This is a genomic window from Ligilactobacillus cholophilus (assembly GCF_030389495.1).
GTDB lineage: Bacteria > Bacillota > Bacilli > Lactobacillales > Lactobacillaceae > Ligilactobacillus > Ligilactobacillus cholophilus.
Window position 1 is genome coordinate 1363295 of record NZ_CP127832.1, and the last position, 18768, is coordinate 1382062.

At 31.1% G+C, this 18768-nt stretch carries 15 protein-coding genes and 1 tRNA gene; 11 read left to right on the plus strand and 5 right to left on the minus strand.

Annotated elements, in window-relative coordinates:
• Positions 1–176: 176 nt before the first annotated feature.
• On the minus strand, positions 177–560 hold the full coding sequence (locus QPK35_RS07065) for a DUF302 domain-containing protein (protein WP_290033249.1): 384 nt from the start codon (positions 558–560) through the stop codon (positions 177–179).
• A gap of 123 nt (positions 561–683) precedes the next feature.
• On the opposite strand from QPK35_RS07065, the gene QPK35_RS07070 reads away from it, so the two are divergent.
• Positions 684–1463, plus strand: coding sequence for a hypothetical protein (locus QPK35_RS07070; protein WP_290033250.1), 780 nt, complete (start codon positions 684–686; stop codon positions 1461–1463).
• Between the two features lie 29 nt (positions 1464–1492).
• Here the strand turns inward: QPK35_RS07070 and QPK35_RS07075 are convergent, their stop codons facing one another.
• Positions 1493–1759, minus strand: coding sequence for a hypothetical protein (locus QPK35_RS07075; protein WP_290033251.1), 267 nt, complete (start codon positions 1757–1759; stop codon positions 1493–1495).
• A 64-nt stretch (positions 1760–1823) separates the two neighbouring features.
• Positions 1824–2594: a CPBP family intramembrane glutamic endopeptidase gene (locus QPK35_RS07080; protein WP_290033252.1), complete on the minus strand. Its 771-nt coding sequence runs from the start codon at positions 2592–2594 to the stop codon at positions 1824–1826.
• A 213-nt stretch (positions 2595–2807) separates the two neighbouring features.
• On the opposite strand from QPK35_RS07080, the gene QPK35_RS07085 reads away from it, so the two are divergent.
• The 4 genes from QPK35_RS07085 to QPK35_RS07100 all read left to right on the plus strand — a co-directional run bounded on the left by QPK35_RS07085 (position 2808) and on the right by QPK35_RS07100 (position 8425).
• Complete coding sequence (locus QPK35_RS07085; protein ID WP_290033253.1) at positions 2808–4013, plus strand: coiled-coil domain-containing protein; 1206 nt, start codon at positions 2808–2810, stop codon at positions 4011–4013.
• Positions 4014–4399: 386 nt separating this feature from the next.
• Complete coding sequence (gene mnmE / locus QPK35_RS07090) at positions 4400–5791, plus strand: tRNA uridine-5-carboxymethylaminomethyl(34) synthesis GTPase MnmE (protein ID WP_290033254.1); 1392 nt, start codon at positions 4400–4402, stop codon at positions 5789–5791.
• 25 nt (positions 5792–5816) lie between these two features.
• Positions 5817–7733 carry a tRNA uridine-5-carboxymethylaminomethyl(34) synthesis enzyme MnmG gene (gene mnmG, locus QPK35_RS07095; RefSeq protein ID WP_290033255.1) on the plus strand — a complete coding sequence of 639 codons (1917 nt, stop codon included), beginning with the start codon at positions 5817–5819 and terminating at the stop codon, positions 7731–7733.
• Positions 7734–7954: 221 nt separating this feature from the next.
• Positions 7955–8425 (plus strand): MarR family winged helix-turn-helix transcriptional regulator, encoded by a 471-nt coding sequence (locus QPK35_RS07100; RefSeq protein WP_290033256.1) that lies wholly within the window; start codon positions 7955–7957, stop codon positions 8423–8425.
• 39 nt (positions 8426–8464) lie between these two features.
• Here the strand turns inward: QPK35_RS07100 and QPK35_RS07105 are convergent, their stop codons facing one another.
• A complete protein-coding gene (locus QPK35_RS07105; protein ID WP_290033257.1) occupies positions 8465–10375 on the minus strand; it encodes a M13 family metallopeptidase in 1911 nt (636 codons plus the stop codon).
• A gap of 481 nt (positions 10376–10856) precedes the next feature.
• Positions 10857–10929, minus strand: a tRNA-Lys gene (locus tag QPK35_RS07110).
• A gap of 713 nt (positions 10930–11642) precedes the next feature.
• Here QPK35_RS07110 and yycF point away from each other — a divergent pair.
• From yycF to QPK35_RS07140, 6 genes are all read left to right on the plus strand, one after another.
• Positions 11643–12362, plus strand: coding sequence for a response regulator YycF (yycF, locus tag QPK35_RS07115; RefSeq protein ID WP_290033258.1), 720 nt, complete (start codon positions 11643–11645; stop codon positions 12360–12362).
• A 20-nt stretch (positions 12363–12382) separates the two neighbouring features.
• Positions 12383–14278, plus strand: coding sequence for a cell wall metabolism sensor histidine kinase WalK (gene walK / locus QPK35_RS07120; RefSeq protein ID WP_290033259.1), 1896 nt, complete (start codon positions 12383–12385; stop codon positions 14276–14278).
• Positions 14268–15602 carry a YycH family regulatory protein gene (locus QPK35_RS07125; RefSeq protein WP_290033260.1) on the plus strand — a complete coding sequence of 445 codons (1335 nt, stop codon included), beginning with the start codon at positions 14268–14270 and terminating at the stop codon, positions 15600–15602. The genes walK and QPK35_RS07125 overlap by 11 nt, the downstream gene beginning before the upstream one ends.
• Before the next feature lie 12 nt (positions 15603–15614).
• Positions 15615–16415, plus strand: a complete 801-nt coding sequence (locus QPK35_RS07130) for a two-component system regulatory protein YycI (RefSeq protein WP_290033261.1) — start codon at positions 15615–15617, stop codon at positions 16413–16415.
• 38 nt (positions 16416–16453) lie between these two features.
• Positions 16454–17242 (plus strand): MBL fold metallo-hydrolase, encoded by a 789-nt coding sequence (locus tag QPK35_RS07135; RefSeq protein ID WP_290034268.1) that lies wholly within the window; start codon positions 16454–16456, stop codon positions 17240–17242.
• A 163-nt stretch (positions 17243–17405) separates the two neighbouring features.
• Complete coding sequence (locus QPK35_RS07140; protein WP_290033262.1) at positions 17406–18722, plus strand: S1C family serine protease; 1317 nt, start codon at positions 17406–17408, stop codon at positions 18720–18722.
• Positions 18723–18768: the final 46 nt, after the last annotated feature.

An 18768-nucleotide genomic window follows, 5' to 3' on the forward strand; every position in this document is an offset into this window, starting at 1 on the left:
TCGTTATTCAAAAGTAATTTGTGCGCTGTTCTTGACCCCTTAATAATGAACATAGCGTAAACGAAAACTCTCCCAGGTGAGACAATTAGTCTCACTTTTTTTATTGCTTAAATTATCATGTTTCACATGAAACACAATTAAAAGTTAATTGAGAATAAGTAGAATATTATTAAGACCTACTTTGATGATACAAAATTATACATTTCAAGATACATTTTATGCATTTTTTGTAAGATCTTTTTGCCAGTTTCTGTAAGTTTTTCATGACCAGCGAAATTGAGAGGATCGCGATAGATTAATTCAGTTTGATTTCCTTTTTGAATTAAAAGCAATTTGATTGGTAATTCAAAAGTAATATCATCATTTTCTTGCATTAATAGCGTTCCAATTTTAGGATTTCCGAAAATGATTAAACGTGTTTTAGGAATGTTTAGGCCAACATTAGTGGCTTCTTGGCACTGGTCAATATTATCAAAAATCTTGAATCCTTTTTTTTGAATAAAAGTAACAACTAAATTTACAACTGTTGAAAATTCTTTATTAATAATTTGATGATTCATATTAAGACCTCTTTTTATTAATTTCTATTAATAACCATATTATATAGCAGGTAACTTGAAAGTGTTTTATTTTGATTATTTTTATATTAAAATGTTTGGTATGAAGAAAAGTGAGGAGCGAATATGAGTAATAAAAAGACGAATAATAATCTAAGAAAGGTTTGGCTTACATTATTATTTTGGTTAGTTGGAATTTTTGGTTTGCACTTAATTGCACGAATTTTTCAATTTAAAATTACAGTACTCGATATGCTAATTAGTAATTTAATTGTAATTGGATTAATTTTGCTAATTAATTGGTTTTATACAAAAGAAAAAATCTATTTTGAATGGTTTGGTTTTAAAAGAATTGGTTGGCTTTGGCTATTCATGTTTTTATATATAGTAGGAATAAATGCATTATTTAAAACAGTTCCTTCAGAGACATCATTAAGAATCTCATTAGATCCTGTTTTTTGGTTATGCTATATTTTATCAGCCTCTTCTATTTCTGTAGTAACATTTTTTGGAGTACTTTTACCAAGTATGATGCATCATTTTAAAACTGATCATGCAATTGCTAAAAGTGTATTATTGAGTGCTATTTTATATAGTTTATTTCAGGTTTACTTATTGAATAACTTATATGGCGGTTTTATCGAAAATGTTTATCAATTAGTGGCATTTTTTACACTAGGATTGATATGTGCTTTACTTTATCTAAGATGTGTTAATATTATGGTTCCAATCTTTTTTAGCTTTATTGAAACTTTTTTTGCTGTGATTTTAACGCATGTTACACCAATCTGGGGGAATGGAATTATTAATATTCTTTTCTTTATTATTTTGGCGGCTGTCATATTTAAAGTGATTTTAAACACGAAAACCGTTGAACAAATAAAAAATGATTTTAAAGTAAAATAAAAATAGCCATGAGAATTCATGGCTATTTTTTATTTAAATGCAATATATACTTGGTGACTACGTGGAAATTCAATATTCATACGCTCTTTTAATACTTGCAAACATTTTTGTTGAGTTAACTTTTGTGCTTGATAATGTTTAAATCCATTTTCATTTAAATTAAAATTACTACCATTTTGAGTGATTTCAATTTTACGATCACGTTTCCAAGTTGTGATAATTACATGTAATCTTTTACCGGTACGCATTCTTTTTTGAATCATTACGGCAGCATTATTACGAGAAATTAATTGCATTTTAATTCATCTCCAAAATTATTTTCTATTTAAATGTATCAATTTTAAACGTTAAAATCACGTATTAACAATTTTTATAAAAATTATTTTCTATTTTTCTTCTAGATTTTGGTCTTAATTCAACAATAAAAGTAATTAACGCAATTGTTAATAGTAATCCAGCAGTTTCCCAACCAGCTTGACTCTTTACCGAATTAGAGATACTAATCGAAGTAAAATCAATTAATGCATGAAATAAGATTGGTGTGGTTAAATTAGCAGTTTTTAGATACATAAAGGCTAAAATGATACCAAGAGAAAAAGCAATAACAACCTGAATGATTGTGTTTTTTAGTGGTTGAGAGAATGCATTTAATGAATGGGTTATTCCAAATAAAAAACTACTTAATAAAATCCCCATTATGATTGCGTGTTTACCACGCCAATTATTAATGAAACTACTCATGATAATTCCTCTAAAAGAGACTTCTTCAGCAATTCCAATTAAAAGTGCAAGGAATGCATATGCTATGACATGATGCATTTGTTGATGTAAAACTATAATTCCAAATATATAGTAAATGAAGAATACATCAAATAAAAATGAATGGGAAAAAATATTCCATTGTTTAAAAATCAATGTTTCTTTGGTATATAAATGATTAATTAGTAATGCAAAAATAATGATACCAATTTCACATATATATTGAATAAAAATAAAATCACTAAAAGTATGTAAATGAAATAACTTTTGAGCAATCATTAAAGCAATATTTAAAGCAATAAAACTAATAATCCAAAAAATCCAAGTTAACCAAGGCTTTTTTGGGTGTTTATCAGAAAATGAAAAATTCATTGTTACTTTCCTCCTAATAGGTTAAATATATCAAAAAAATAAGAGACTGAAAATAAATAGGTAGTGCAATAAAAATATAAAACGAATGTTAAAGATTGGAATATTCTTTTCATGAATGGTTGATAAATGTTAAAATTAAAGTAAGTATTTATTCGCACGAATCAAAGTAATATAAGGAATAGAATTTCATGACGATTAAAAAGAGGTATCCGTATGAAGAAATCACCAATTTTTGATGCACATTCTAATACATTGAAAAAGATCATGAATCATCAAAAGGATGCATCAAAAGATAACAAACAAGCTGAGCAATTAACAGTTGCTTCACAACGGGCATCTTTTGAAAAACAGTTAGAGAATGCTCGAACTAATTTAAGACAAGCAACTACTAAAATCAATGACCTTCAAAATGAGGTCGAACTGAGCCGTAAGCATGTCGAAGATAATGCACAAGAAATAGAAGTAGCTAAAGAAGAACTAACTAAAGCACAAGAACAAAAGATTCAAGTACAACATGACTTGCAAAGTGCAACTATTGAAAATATTAATCAATTAAGTGAAAAAATTTCTAATAAACAAAATGATATTGCTCAAGGTAATCAAAGTATCATCAATCTTGAAAAAACTAAGGATCAGCCTAAAAAGTTAAGTTCACAAGAACAAATGATGATGGAACGTTTAATAGAACAAAAAGAACAGTTGCAACAGCAACAAGTTAAAGCTCAAAAATCTGTAAATGGTGCTAATCAAGTGGTTGCTACTGAAAAAAAGGCAGTAGAACAAGCTAAAATTGAAATTAGTAATGTAGCCGATAACGATATTAAGGATGCACATTTAGCATTACAAAATAAGCAGATTGATCTTAATACAGCACGTTATAATTTACGAGGTGCAAAACGAGAATTAGCAAATGTAGAGGAAAGTCTTGAAGAGGTTGAAAATAAGACTAACTTGTTGCAAGGAGACACACATAAAGTTCTACGAGCAACTAAGGAAAAATTGGTTAAGGATAAAGAATTACTTGAAAATTATCAAAATCAATTATCAAGACTACAAAATGCTAATAATAATATGCAAGCTGTTCGCGTAGAGCTTCATAAAGCAGAAGAAAAATTAAAGCAATTACAGAAACAACGTGAAGATATTCAACAAAAATTAGCTGAAGGTATTAATCAATTAACAAGTGCTAAGCGTAAAGAATTAGATGAACAACAACGTATTGAAACATTACAAGCTGAAATTAAAATGTTGCCATCGAAGGAAAAGGTAAATAATACTCCAGAACTTGTGAAAGATGCTGCTCAAGTACATTCAACATTGAATAATAAACGAATGCCTATTTTAAAAGTAGCAGCACTTACTGTTTCAGAAATTCTAACGCATTTAGATTTTGGATCAAATAAAAACAAAAAGCGTTAATTTTATTAACAATAAAAGTTAGTTGCTTTTGCTTAAAATAGTCATGAAAAATTCACATTTAGTCAGTATGCTATAAAGCATAGTAAATAACATCCCTAGTTATTTGCTACCTAACATACTCCAAATATACAATCCTTTTTCTCTAATCTATGGTTTCATAGATTAGAGTTTTTTTTACTTAAAAATAATCTTATATACTTTTTGAATTATTCAAACAAAAAATCTTGACTTTTAAAAAAGAACCAAGTAACATTGTATGCGAAATAGTTTGATAGTAGATAAAGTAGTCAAAGTGCTTTACCCACTCTTTAGTTGTGCAGCTAGGGGTGGAGTAGCACTTTTTTTATTAGTTAAATGTTTATTATGAAAAAGAAAGGGTTTTAAGCATGGTAGAAGAAGCAACAGAATATGATACGATTGCAGCCATTTCAACACCTCCTGGTGAAGGTGCAATTTCAATTGTACGTTTGAGTGGCGATGATGCTTTGTCAATCGCTATGAAAATTTATAAAGGTAAGGATTTAACTAAAGTACCAACTCACACTATTCATTACGGGCATATTATTGACCCTAAAAATAATGAAATGGTTGATGAAGTAATGGTAACAGTAATGCGTGGACCAAAGACATATACACGTGAAGACATTGTTGAAATCAACTGTCATGGTGGGATTGTACCAACTAACAAAATTTTACAATTATTGTTAACTTATGGTGCTCGAATGGCTAATCCAGGAGAATTTACAGAGCGTGCATTTCTTCATGGAAGAATTGATTTAACACAAGCTGAATCAGTTTTAGATATCATCGAGGCTAAAACAGATCGCTCTGCTCAATTAGCATTAAATCATTTAGGTGGTAGTCTTGCTAAATTAATTCGTGGATTACGTGAAGATATTTTAGATACTTTATCTAAAGTTGAGGTTAACATTGACTATCCAGAATACGATGGTACAGAAATGATTACAACTAACTTATTAAAAGAACGTACCATTGAAGTTCGTGAAAAAATTCAACGTCTTTTAGAAACTGCTCAAGGCGGAAAAATTTTACGTGAAGGTTTAGCAACTGCAATTGTTGGCCGTCCAAATGTAGGAAAATCAAGTTTATTAAACTATTTATTACATGAAGATAAAGCAATTGTTACTGATGTTGCTGGTACTACACGGGATGTTATTGAAGAATATGTAAATATTAAAGGAATTCCATTGAAATTAATTGATACAGCAGGAATTCGTGATACAGAAGATAAAGTTGAAAAAATCGGGGTTGAACGTTCACGGAAAGCAATTAATCAAGGTGATTTAGTAATCTTAGTATTAAATTCTAGTGAGCCATTAACAGATGAGGACCGCCAATTAATTGATTTAACTAAAGACAAACAACGAATTGTAATTTTAAATAAAACTGATTTGCCACAACAAATTGAAGTTGATGAGATTGAAAAATTAGTCGGTCGGGAAAATATAATTGAGACTTCAATTAAAAATGATGTTGGGGTCGATGAATTAGAAAACCGCATTAAAGAAATGTTTGCGCAAGGAATTGAAAATTCACAAAATGAAGTTATTATTAATAATGCACGTCATATTGCGTTGTTAAATAAAGCAGCAAATTCATTAGATGCAGTTTTAACTGGAATTAACAATGGAATGCCTGTTGATTTGTGTCAAACAGATATGCGTGATGCATGGGAATACTTAGGTGAAATTACAGGTGATTCATATAAAGATGAATTATTGGATGAATTATTCAGTAAATTCTGTCTTGGAAAATAATTAAATCAATTTAAAGGAGGATAAAATGCAAGAGGGAAAGGCCTATAAAGCAAAAGACTATGACGTCATTGTTGTTGGTGCTGGGCATGCTGGCTGTGAAGCCGCTTTAGCAGCAGCAAGAATGGGAAATAAAACATTATTGATGACAATTAACCTTGAAATGGTAGCATTTATGCCATGTAATCCATCTGTTGGTGGACCAGCTAAGGGGACCGTAGTACGTGAAATCGATGCTCTTGGTGGTGAAATGGGTAAGAATATTGATAAGACTTATGTCCAAATGCGGATGTTAAATACAAGTAAAGGTCCTGCTGTGCGAGCATTACGTGCTCAAGCTGATAAACGTCAATATTCGATTGAAATGAAACATACATTAGAAAGAGAGCCAAATCTAACTTTACGTCAAGGTATGATTGATGATTTGATTATTGAAGACGGTAAAGTAACAGGAGTTATTTCTAATACTGGAGCACATTATGGTGCTAAATCAGTTGTATTGACAACAGGAACAGCTGCACGTGGAAAAATTATCATTGGTGAATTGATGTATTCTTCAGGTCCCAATAATTCACAACCAGCAAACGAATTAACTAAGAATCTTGAAGAAAAGTACGGTTTTGATATTGTACGGTTTAAGACAGGAACTCCACCACGAGTTGACGGAAATACAATTAATTATGATGAAACTGAAGAACAACCAGGTGATGCAGAAGTTAACCACTTTAGTTTTGAATCTTCAGATGATGAATATATTCCAGTGAAGGATCAGTTGTCTTGCTGGTTAACATACACTAATGAAAAAGTTCATCAAATTATCCGTGATAATTTAGATCGTGCACCAATGTTTACAGGTGTAATTGAAGGAGTAGGTCCACGTTATTGTCCTTCAATTGAGGATAAAATTGTTCGGTTTGCAGATAAAGATCGTCATCAATTATTCTTGGAACCAGAAGGACGGACAACTGATGAGTATTATGTTCAAGGACTTTCAACTTCTCTTCCAGAAGAAGTACAATTAGAAATGTTGCATAATGTTAAGGGACTTGAAAATGCTGAAATGATGCGGCCAGGATATGCTATTGAATATGATGTTGTTTCACCATATCAATTGCGTCCAACATTGGAAACAAAATTAATTAATGGTCTCTATACAGCCGGACAAATCAATGGTACTTCTGGTTATGAAGAAGCTGCCGGTCAAGGTTTGATTGCAGGGATTAATGCAGGACGTCATGCTCTAGGAAAAGATGAAATTGTATTAAAACGTAGTGATGCATATATTGGTGTTTTAGTTGATGATTTAGTTACAAAGGGAACTAATGAACCATATCGTTTATTAACATCACGTGCGGAATATCGTTTGATTTTACGTCATGATAATGCAGATTTGCGATTAACTGAAATTGGTCACGAAATTGGATTAATTTCAGATGAACGTTATGCTAAATTTGAACAAAAGAAAGCAGATATTGAAAACGAAAAACAAAGATTAGAATCAATTCGGATTAAACCTAATAAAGAAATTGATGCTTATCTTGAAGCTCATGGTGACCATGCATTAAAAGATGGCGTATTAGCAAGTGATATGTTACGTCGTCCATACATGAGTTATAATGATTTACTTCAATTTATTCCTGCGCCAGATCATAAATTAGATAAACGCGTAATCGAACAAATTGAAATTCAATATAAATATGCTGGTTATATTAAAAAGGCTGAAGAAAAAGTTGAAAAACTACACCGAATGGAAGCTAAAAAGATACCCGCAAACATTGACTATACAGCCATTGAAGGGTTAGCAACTGAAGCGGTTGAAAAATTAAGTAAGATTCAACCTGAAACTTTAGCACAAGCAAGTCGAATTAGTGGGGTAAACCCAGCAGATATTTCAATTTTAGCGGTTTATATTCAACAAGGAAGAATCGCTAAAACAGAGGCATAATAAATGATTAGATGTGAAAGTTAACTAAAGGCTTTATTAAATAGCTGAAGGAACTTTCACATTTTTTATTTTTATATAAAATTTTCGTATTTTGAGATTAGTTGAATTGCTAATTACATTAAGATTAAATAAAATATAATAAAGAGAGATAATTCAGTTTAGTAACTACTTATATGGACTAAACTGGACTACGAAAAATCTATCCTTTCGGAGGGGTCAATATGGGTGAAAATAAGAGCCGAGAAAATAAAAAAATGCAAATTTTAAGTGATAAACTATTTAGTTTATATAGTTTAACAATGCAACACGAAGGCAATGAATTAGCTCATAGTCAATTTAAAGACATAACAGTTAAGGATTTGCATTTAATTCATTCGATTGCAATGAACAAGAACCAAACAATTACAAAAATTGCACACCAAATGTCATTATCTAAAGCAACTTTAACAACAAGTATTGATAAATTAGAACGTTTGGGATATGTTGAACGTGAAAGAAATACAACTGATCGTCGTATTATTAATATCGTTTTAACTAAAAAGGGAAAATTGCTTTATAGATTGCATAACCGTGAACATGCAGAATACATCAATGTTCTTTTAAAGGGTCTTTCTGATAAGGAAAGAGAAGATATTAATAAGGCTTTAGATAATTTAATTGGATATTTGGACAAAATTGAAAATGATAAGTAAAAAAAACCTAAGATCTAAATTGATCTTAGGTTTTTTATTTTACCAAATACTTACGCGCTTATCGGGTGATAAATACATTCCATCATTTTCTGTAATATTAAACGTTTGATAGAATTCAGGTAAATTTTGTGGCTGGACGTTAGCTCTTAAAACAGCTGGAGCATGAACATCGATATTTAATAGAAGTTGCATTCTTTCCATAGATGCTTTTACACGCCAAATTCGTGCCCAGTTAATAAAGAAAGCTGTTAAATCGGCATCGGATTCTGCTTTAGCAGCTTCGAGTGCACAACTTAAACCACCAGCATCAGCAATGTTTTCCGAAACGACTAGCTTACCGTTTACTTTACCAGCTGGTGTTTCCAAACCATCAAATTCATTGATCATGTCTTGAGCTAAGTTTTGGAAGTAATCTAAGTCTTCTTTTGTCCACCAGTTATGTAAGTTTCCTTTTTCATCAAATTGAGCACCGTTATTATCAAATGCATGTGAAATTTCATGAGCAATAACGGCTCCAATCCCGCCATAATTTTGGCTGGATGATTGTTTAATGCTATAAAATGGTGCTTGCAAAATTGCTGCAGGGAAAACAATAACATTAAATTGAGGATCATAATATGCATTAACCATATGAGCAGGCATTTGCCAACGTGTACGATCGACTTTTTTACCAAACTTAGCAAAGTGATTACGAATAGTGATTTCAGTAAAGTTTAATGCATTATCTAGTAAAGATAAATCCTCATTAACTTTAAATTTCTTGTATAAAGGATCTAATTCACTAGGATACCCAACATTAATTCCTAATGCATCCAATTTAACAATTGCTTGTTTACGTGTTGATTCACTTAGCCAATCATTTTGTTCTAATCTCTTCTTATATACATTGACCATTTGATGAACCATGTGTTCAACATCTTTTTTAGCTTCAGCACTAAAATATTTATGTGCATAATAAAGACCAACTGTTTGATTAAAGCGGTTAGTAGCAAGATAATATGCGGATTTTTGTGGACTCATTGCTTTTTTGGAACCAGAAAGTGCTCGTGAAAATTCGCCACCGCATACACGAATGTCATTGCTTAGATAACCGGTGACACTGGTTAAAGTATTTACTAATAGCCAACTCTTAAAGTTTTCAAAAGTGTCTTCATTAACGATTTGGTTAAGTGCTTCATAGTACTTAGGTTCTTCAACAATAACTTGATCAGGAACAGTTCCAATTAAGCCTTTGATATAAGTTTCAAGATCAAGAATTGAACTAAATTTCTTAAAGTCATTAAAAGAGTACTTATTGTACATTTCAGGGTAATTTGCTCGTTCAGTACTGTCTTTTTCATGTGGTGCAAGAGAAGCATCAAATGCTAAGGCACGTTTTAAATGTTCTTTTGCGCTTTGATCATCAAAATCAGCCATCTTAAATAATTTCATTACCATGGTTGAAAAAACTTGTAAAAGCATTTTGCCATTTTCGTTTTCTTCAGTATAGTAAGTTTTATCTGGAAGAATCAAAGAAGGCACAGAAGCATAAAGTGCATAGTTTTCAGTATCTTTCATGTCGCTACTTACATACATATTAATAGGAGCTTCATAGCCTTGCATTGTTAATTCAATAGCTTTGTTTTGCCAATCTTGCCAATCTTTTAGTGCTAAAATGGATTGTAAATATTTTTTAGCAGGAGCAAAACCATCATGATTCCTTTGATTAAAGTTCAATGCAAGGCGATAATACTTAACGAATTCACGTAGGTATTGATCATCAACTTCAGTATCAAGCATTGTATCAAAATCATGCATTAAGGTTTGTTCAATATCATCAGCTAAATCTTGAAATCCCCCAGTTTGTGGTTTATCATCAGGTATTTTTGCTGTTTTTAGCCAGTTGCCATTAACAGCCATATATAAATCGTCTTTAATTAAGTCTTTATTTACAGTATCTTTTTCAGTCATTTTGAGACCTCCTTACAGATATTTTAAACTTAATCTAAAAAAAGACAAAAAAATAGACCAAATTTTCCAATTAATTATCAAATCCCACTGCAAATTTGACAATTAATAAAAATTTGGCCCAGTCACGCAGGAGTTTATCTCATATTACTTATTTTGAGCACATGAGCATTTTGCATTTGGGTTCGACTTGCAAGTGCAAGTTTTACCGTTTGAACAGCCACATGAGCATTCACATTTGCATTGCTTTTCAGTCATAATAGAACCCTTCTTTGCTAAGAATAATTTGCTTAATAAAATAAGGAGCCTCGACCCTGACTTAAATCATAACACATCACCTTATGGTCACTAGTTTACCATCTAACACAGGGCTTCTAACTCCTTACAATTCTTATTATATGTAGTTCGCCGATAATATCAAATAAAAAGCTCAGAGTAAAATAAATAATAAAAAAAACAGACTATCACTAGTCTGTTAAAGTTATGGGTGGTCAGGGGATCGAACCCTGGACCCACGGATTAAGAGTCCGTTGCTCTGCCAGCTGAGCTAACCACCCAAAAAATAAGTACATATCTTATCGACGATTTATATAATACCAAGAATAAAATAGTATTGCAAGTCTTTTTTTTATTTTTTTTGAAAAATCTGTTTTTTATTGTTTTTTATATTAAAAAGGATGCATGTGCAGGTGCATCCTTTTCTGTTCTGTATTTTAAATCGCTTCTAAAAGTAAAATCAAGAGATTATTCTGGAAAATAGAATTAGGTGGTCCAATTTGATGTGAAATTAATTAAAACCATTCAAGAATGAGGTAACAAAGATTGACTTGAATGTAGTAAAAAACTTCAAAATAAATTAGTAAAAACTCCGGAGCTAATTATTAATTTATGCATCAAAATGAATAATAAATGCATTATCAAGATTGGGAGAATGTATCAGATCATTACTTTGAATGAATGTAAAAAATGGAGAATGTATATTAGAACGAGAAAACATTCATTCAATGAAATGAAAAATACAGATAGTGCATAATTATTTTGACAAAGTAATTCATGATATTAAATTTAGAACCTACACGTATTATATCACAGTTTTAAAAGTGTTTAGCTGTTTTCATGAAAAACCGTCAATTTTTGCAATAATTTTCAAAGTTTGGCAAACATTTGGCGTTGTTTTATAATTAAACATGAACAATAGGAAAAACCGTCGCTAGGAATAGAAATAGATTTTATTGATAAGCGGTACCAACTAGTTCCGGGAGGATTTAGAATGACAAAAATTTTAGTAGTAGATGATGAAAAACCGATTTCAGATATTATTAAATTTAATTTGGAAAAAGAAGGTTATGATGTTTACACTGCATATGATGGTGAAGAAGCCTTAAAAATGGTAGAAGAAGTCGATCCTGATTTAATATTATTAGATTTGATGTTACCAAAAGTAGATGGAATCGAAGTTGCACGTGAAGTGCGTAAGACGCATAACATGCCAATTATTATGGTTACAGCTAAAGATGCTGAAATTGATAAAGTATTGGGGCTTGAAATGGGTGCAGATGATTATGTTACAAAGCCATTTTCAAATCGTGAATTAATTGCACGTGTAAAGGCCAATCTGCGTCGTCAATCTACAGCTATCGCACAGGCTCAAGCACAAGAAGATGATGGAAAGAAATCTGATATTGAAATTGGCGATAATATCGTTATTCATCCTGCTTCTTACTCTGTTTCTAAAAATGGAGAAAAGATTGATCTTACACACCGTGAATTTGAATTATTGTATTATTTAGCAAATCATAAGGGTCAAGTAATGACACGGGAACACTTATTACAAACAGTTTGGGGATATGACTATTTTGGTGATGTTAGAACTGTTGATGTTACTGTTAGAAGATTACGTGAAAAAATTGAAGATGATCCAAGTCGACCAATTTGGTTAGTTACTCGACGTGGTGTAGGTTACTTTTTAAGAAATTCAGAAACAATTTAATTTAAAGGATTGGAATAAAAGTGAGTGAACAAAAACAAACAAAAGATGTAAAAAAACTTCACTTCTTTCAATCGATTCATTTTAAAATTGCCCTGGTATTTGCGCTATTACTTTTAATTGCGTTTCAAATTGTCGGGGCTGTTTTTATTCAACGATTGAAAAGTGATAATTTAAAGTCATTTAAACAAAGGGTAGAACTATCTTCCTATGTAGATAATTCTCTTGCACAAAATTTGATGTCTAGTGATACTCAAAGGGCAAATGAACGTATAAAAACGATTTTAGAGGACGTTAATAATAGTAATATTACAGATGTTGAGGTTGTCGATGCAAAGGGAACTATTCGTGGTGATAACGACGTAGATAATCGTTCTTTAGTGGGACAAAGAACAACGGATAGTGATATTAAGCAAGTTCTTTATAATGGTCGTACTTATTCTAAAATGACTTACGATCGAAATGATAACAAACGTTATTATATTTCAATCACACCATTATTTAGTGCAACTGGAAATACTAATACCGTTGTCGGAGCGGTTTATATTCGAGCTAGTCTAGAAAGTGTTTATACCTCAATCAATAATGTTACTGTTATTTTTGCAACAGCGGCATTGATTGCAACTGTGATTGGATTGTTTTTAGCTATTATTTTATCAAGTACAATTACACGTTCAATTGATGAAATGAAAAAACAAACAACTAGAATTGCAAATGGAGATTATTCAGGTCAAGTTCATATTTATGGAAAAGATGAGCTTGGTCAATTAGCCCAAGCGGTTAACAATTTATCAGTTCGAGTTGAAGAGGCACAGGAACAATCAGAATCAGAACGAAGACGACTTGATTCAGTATTAACGCATATGTCTGATGGAGTTATTGCTACTAATCGTCGTGGAAAGATTAATATTATTAATCAAGCTGCATGTGATTATTTAGACATCGAAGAAAAAGATACAATTGGAAAATCAATTTTAGATGTTTTAAAGATTCATGATCGCTATACTTTGCATGATTTACTTGAAAATCAAGACGAAATTACACTTGATATGTCAGAAGATGACCATGATCAAATTTTACATGCTTATTTCTCATTGATTCAACGTGAGTCTGGTTTTATTTCAGGAATTGTTTGTGTTTTACGTGACGTAACAGAACAAGAAAAAATTGACCGTGAATTGCGGCAATTTGTTTCAAATGTTTCACATGAATTGCGGACGCCATTAACAAGTATGCGCAGTTATATTGAAGCTTTAAATGATGGAGCTTGGAAGGATCCTAATGTGGCCCCTGAATTTTTAAAGGTCACTCAAGAAGAAACAGATCGGATGATTCGGATGATTAATGATTTATTGAAATTGTCACGAATGGATTCAGGCCGAGTTAAATTAGATCTTGAATTGGTTAACCTAAATGAGTTATTTAGTTATATTTTGGATCGTTTTGAAATGATGCTTGAAAAAGATAATAATGATACTCATGCAACCAAATCCAAAAATTATACTATTAAACGTGATTTTACAAAGAAGGATTTATGGGTAGAAATTGATACTGATAAATTTATTCAAGTAATTGATAATTTAATGAATAATGCGATTAAGTATTCACCAAATGGTGGTGTAATTACATGTCGACTACTAGAAACGCATAACCACGTAATTTTGAGTATTTCAGACCAAGGTCTTGGAATTCCAAAGAAAGACTTAAATCATGTCTTTGATCGTTTCTTCCGTGTTGATAAAGCACGTTCACGAGCACAAGGTGGCACAGGTTTAGGTTTGGCAATCTCTAAGGAAGTTATTGAGATGCACCATGGTAAGATTTGGGCAGATAGTGTAGAAGGTAAAGGTTCAACTTTCTATATTTCATTACCATATCGTGAATACGATGAAGAGGAGGATCTATGGGGTGAAGATTAAAAAATATTTGCTGCATATAGGATTAATAATTGCAGTGGGAGTTAGTTTAGTTTTTTCCGCAATTATTTGGCTTGATCCAGTAACTTTTCATCATAATACAACACAAACAACGACAACAAATGACTTGGATAATATTACTAAGTCAGATAATAATTACAAATGGTCAGATGTTTATCTACCAACTAAAGTGATTTTGACCAAAGATAAACAGCAAATGCAATTAACAAGTGATAAAGAAGATTTAGTTGGTGATATTCGAAATAGTATTAAAAAAGTTCATGTAAAAGATATTACTGGAGATACTAAAGAGGACTTTGCAGCATATCGTTCAGAATTATTAAAGAATAACAGCATAATGTTGTCATATTCAGGCCCAGTTTCCATTGGCTTGTTTGAAAAGATGATGGATCAGCATATATTACTGAAAAAATATGCTAATAAAACGTTTAAACATATTGTCATTCCATTGGATGATCATAAAACCATTTATTTATTTAATGATAGTAATTTAAAAGTTTATAAAGTAGAGTTGTTAAATGATTTACCAAATTCACTTTATAAGGTAGTTGACAATAAAAACGTGCAACAAACGTTAGTTCAATACCAAGAAATTAGTAAAAATAATTATATTTTGAATTACACTAAAGGGGTTAAAGTTTCACAATATAGTTATTTAATTAATAAAGAGAACACTAATTTATTTATGACACGTTTATTAGGTTCATCAAATTCAAATTCAATTTCAACTAAAGAACATGATGAAATCACAACATATACTACTAATAGTGGGCAACGATTGGTGATCGATGGAAAAACTGGGATGGTTACTTATTCTCGTGATGCACGTCAAAAGAAACATAGTACAGATAGTTCATTTAATGATATTCTTAAAGAGAGTTTCAATGATTTGAATCGATTAGGTGCTAATTTGGATGATGTTCGTTATCAAGGATATGATAGTAATAGTAAAAAAGTAACATATCAAAGTTATGTAAATGGTTATCCAATAATTTCCAATAATTACAATGGAACTTATGAAATTAGCATTCAAAAGAATGGAGCAATGCAGTATCAATTTTCAACAGATAATTTGCAAGTTCCACTTTCAAATAATGCTCAAACAGTTGATTTACCATCAACCAATGATGTAATTCAAACATTGAAGGATAATAATTATAACATCAATAAAGTTAAGGATATTGTTGTGGGTTATGAATGGAAACAAAATGATAATTCTCAAATGGTAGTAGATTTAATTCCAACATACTTCGTTCATTACAATGATATTTGGATTAACTATAAAGATTTAGGAAAAGAAAATTAAGGAGGAAACATAGTGAATTTTAGACGAATTGAATGGATTTTCTTTATTGCATTCATCATACTTGATATTTTTCTTGTTTCTTCATATTTTCGACAAGGTCCCATTCCTAATGCCAATTCCAAAGGAACAGAGAATACAACTGTTTCAGTGTTAAAAAGTATGCGTGATGATCAAATTAATGTTGGAAAAGTTTCTAATAAAAAAGATAATGGTTATTATATTTCTAGTTCAGATGGGAATCATTTGAAAGAAAAGGGTAACTCATTGCGTTATCAAAATTGGAGTTACAATAATAACCAAATTAACTCAACGTTTGCTACTATGATTAAAGTGAATGCTGATAATCCACAACGATCATTGAAATCAATCGTTAATGATCCAAGTCAAATTATTGATGGAAAAGATTATAAATATTGTAAAAAATTATCTACTAAAAATGTGATTGTTTATGCGCAATATATTCATGGCGATCCAGTATATGATAGTTCTGGACAAATTCGTTTTCATGTGAAAAATGGATATATTGAGGGATATACCCAAGGACATTTGGAAAATATTCAAACTTTACGTGGATCACGTAAAATCATAAGCCAAAAGCGTGCTTTAATTTGGTTATATCAATATAATAAATTACCAAGTAATTCAACAGTTGAATCAAGTAATTTAACATACTCTAAATTACTTTCAGTAAACGGAAATACAATTTATATTCCGACATGGGTTTTCTATATTAAAAACAATGCTTCTGGAAGTACAATTTATCGTAAGATTAATGCCTTTACAGGAGCTGTGATGGATGATGGAAATAATTAATTTGATTAGGAAGGAAATTTAAATTGACGCAAGATACGATGAAAGTTAGCGTTTTAGCAAGCGGAAGTACAGGTAATGCGACTTATATTGAAACGCCACATCATCAAGTATTAATAGACGCAGGATTGTCAGGTAAGAAAATTGAGGAATTAATGAATTCAATTGGGAAAACATTAGCTGATGTTGATAGTTTATTTGTTTCTCATGAGCATACTGATCATAGTAAAGGAGTGGGCGTATTAGCACGAAGATATGGAATGGATATCTATGCTAATGAAGCCACATGGAATGCTATGAGCTCTAAAATTGGTAAGATTGATGTTGCTCAAAAACATATTTTTAAAGCAAATTCTGTTTTATCATTAGGCGACTTAGATATTGAGAGTTTTAGTGTTTCACATGATGCTGCAGATCCACAATTTTATGAATTTCATCATAATGGACACTCATTTGCAATTGTGACTGATACAGGATATGTTTCAGAACGAGTTGAGGGTGTAATAAAAAATGCTGAAGCTTACTTATTAGAATGTAATCATGATACTGAAATGTTGCGCATGGGACCTTATCCATGGCAATTAAAACAACGAATCATGTCAGATACTGGTCACTTATCTAATGAAGATGGTGCAAGAGTAATGATGGATGTTTTAGGAAATCATACAAAACAGATTTTCTTAGGACATTTGAGTAAGGAAAATAATATTAAAGAATTGGCCCACTTAACAGTTGAAAATATGATGAAAGATAAAGATTTTGCGGTAGAACATGATTTCCATTTGTTGGATACAAGTCCTAATCATGCAAGTGAATTAATTGTATTATAATAATAAAGCAGACTATTATTTAATAGTCTGTTTTTTATTAAAAATATACAATATGTTTTCTTATCTAGAATAAATTTTTTTCATAAAGAGTTCATATTTTATCTCTATAATTTATAATAATTTAGTAAGTAGTTAGTAAAATTATAAAGGAGGAGCATGTTAATTGGATAACAAAAATCAATATAATGGTGATTACACACAAAATAAAACTGAGAAGCAGTCTCAACCACCAAAAGAAAAGAAAATGAGTTTAGTAAAAGTTTTTATCATTGCTTTACTTGGTGGAGTTTTAGGTGGTGGCGGTATTTTAGGGGGATACGCAATTTACCAACATTATAATAACGATACTGTTACACAAGATAATCGTAAAGGAAAAACAGTTACAAGTAATATTAAAGTAACAGAAACAAATCAAGCAACCAAAGCATTTGATAAGGTTAAGGATGCAGTTGTTTCTGTTGAAGCATATTCAACAAATAGTAATTCAATTGATGATTTATTTGGAAACATTACTGGCGGTGATTCTTCAGAAAGTGCAACTTCTGAGAGTGAAGGATCAGGTGTAATTTATAAGAAAGATGGAAATACAGCTTTTATTGTAACGAATAACCATGTAATTTCAGGTGCTGATAAAGTAGAAGTTTTAATGAATAATGGTAAGAAACTTTCAGCTACTGTTGTTGGGCATGATTCTATTTCTGATTTAGCTGTTTTAAAAATCAATGCACAGTACGTTACTGAAGTTGCGTCATTTGGTAATTCAAATGATATTCAAGTAGGACAAACTGCATTAGCTATTGGATCACCAATGGGATCAGAATACGCAACTTCTTTAACAGAAGGAATTATTTCAGCTAAGAAACGAACAATTGATGTAACTAACAGTCAAGGTGTTACAACTGGGCAAGCAACAGTTATTCAAACTGATGCAGCAATTAATCCTGGTAACTCAGGTGGACCATTAATTAACTTAGCAGGACAAGTGATTGGAATTAATTCAATGAAATTGTCTAATACCGGTTCATCGACTTCAGGATCTTCTACTTCAGTTGAAGGAATGGGCTTTGCTATTCCAAGTAATGAAGTTGTTTCAATTATTAACCAACTAGTAACAAATGGAAAAGTTATTCGTCCAGCTTTAGGCATTTCACTTGTTGATTTGGCAAATGTTTCAGAAGAACAACAAAAAGATGTATTGAAACTACCAAGTAGTGTTACTGAGGGAATCGTTGTTGCTAAAGTAAATAGTGATTCACCATTGAAGAATAGTGGTATTACAAAGGGCGATGTTATCGTTGAATTAGGCGGTAAAAAAGTTACTGGTATTGCTAGCTTAAAAGAAGCATTATATGATCATAAGGTTGGCGATACAGTTGAGATTCAATACTATCATGATGGGCAATTGAAGAAAGCCAATGTTAAGCTAACATTAGAAGCAAATGATTCTAATACAACATCAGCTTCAAATGAAGGTAATTAAACTTAAAATTAAATAGAAATTAACCACCTTTAAGTTATTAACTTTT

What these genes read in the sequence shown, in the direction of transcription:
- QPK35_RS07065 (WP_290033249.1), bottom strand. Translation starts at nt 560, where the DNA reads ATGAATCATCAAATTATTAATAAAGAATTTTCAACAGTTGTAAATTTA.
- QPK35_RS07070 (WP_290033250.1), top strand. Translation starts at nt 684, where the DNA reads ATGAGTAATAAAAAGACGAATAATAATCTAAGAAAGGTTTGGCTTACA.
- QPK35_RS07075 (WP_290033251.1), bottom strand. Translation starts at nt 1,759, where the DNA reads ATGCAATTAATTTCTCGTAATAATGCTGCCGTAATGATTCAAAAAAGA.
- QPK35_RS07080 (WP_290033252.1), bottom strand. Translation starts at nt 2,594, where the DNA reads ATGAATTTTTCATTTTCTGATAAACACCCAAAAAAGCCTTGGTTAACT.
- QPK35_RS07085 (WP_290033253.1), top strand. Translation starts at nt 2,808, where the DNA reads ATGAAGAAATCACCAATTTTTGATGCACATTCTAATACATTGAAAAAG.
- mnmE (WP_290033254.1), top strand. Translation starts at nt 4,400, where the DNA reads ATGGTAGAAGAAGCAACAGAATATGATACGATTGCAGCCATTTCAACA.
- mnmG (WP_290033255.1), top strand. Translation starts at nt 5,817, where the DNA reads ATGCAAGAGGGAAAGGCCTATAAAGCAAAAGACTATGACGTCATTGTT.
- QPK35_RS07100 (WP_290033256.1), top strand. Translation starts at nt 7,955, where the DNA reads ATGGGTGAAAATAAGAGCCGAGAAAATAAAAAAATGCAAATTTTAAGT.
- QPK35_RS07105 (WP_290033257.1), bottom strand. Translation starts at nt 10,375, where the DNA reads ATGACTGAAAAAGATACTGTAAATAAAGACTTAATTAAAGACGATTTA.
- yycF (WP_290033258.1), top strand. Translation starts at nt 11,643, where the DNA reads ATGACAAAAATTTTAGTAGTAGATGATGAAAAACCGATTTCAGATATT.
- QPK35_RS07135 (WP_290034268.1), top strand. Translation starts at nt 16,454, where the DNA reads ATGAAAGTTAGCGTTTTAGCAAGCGGAAGTACAGGTAATGCGACTTAT.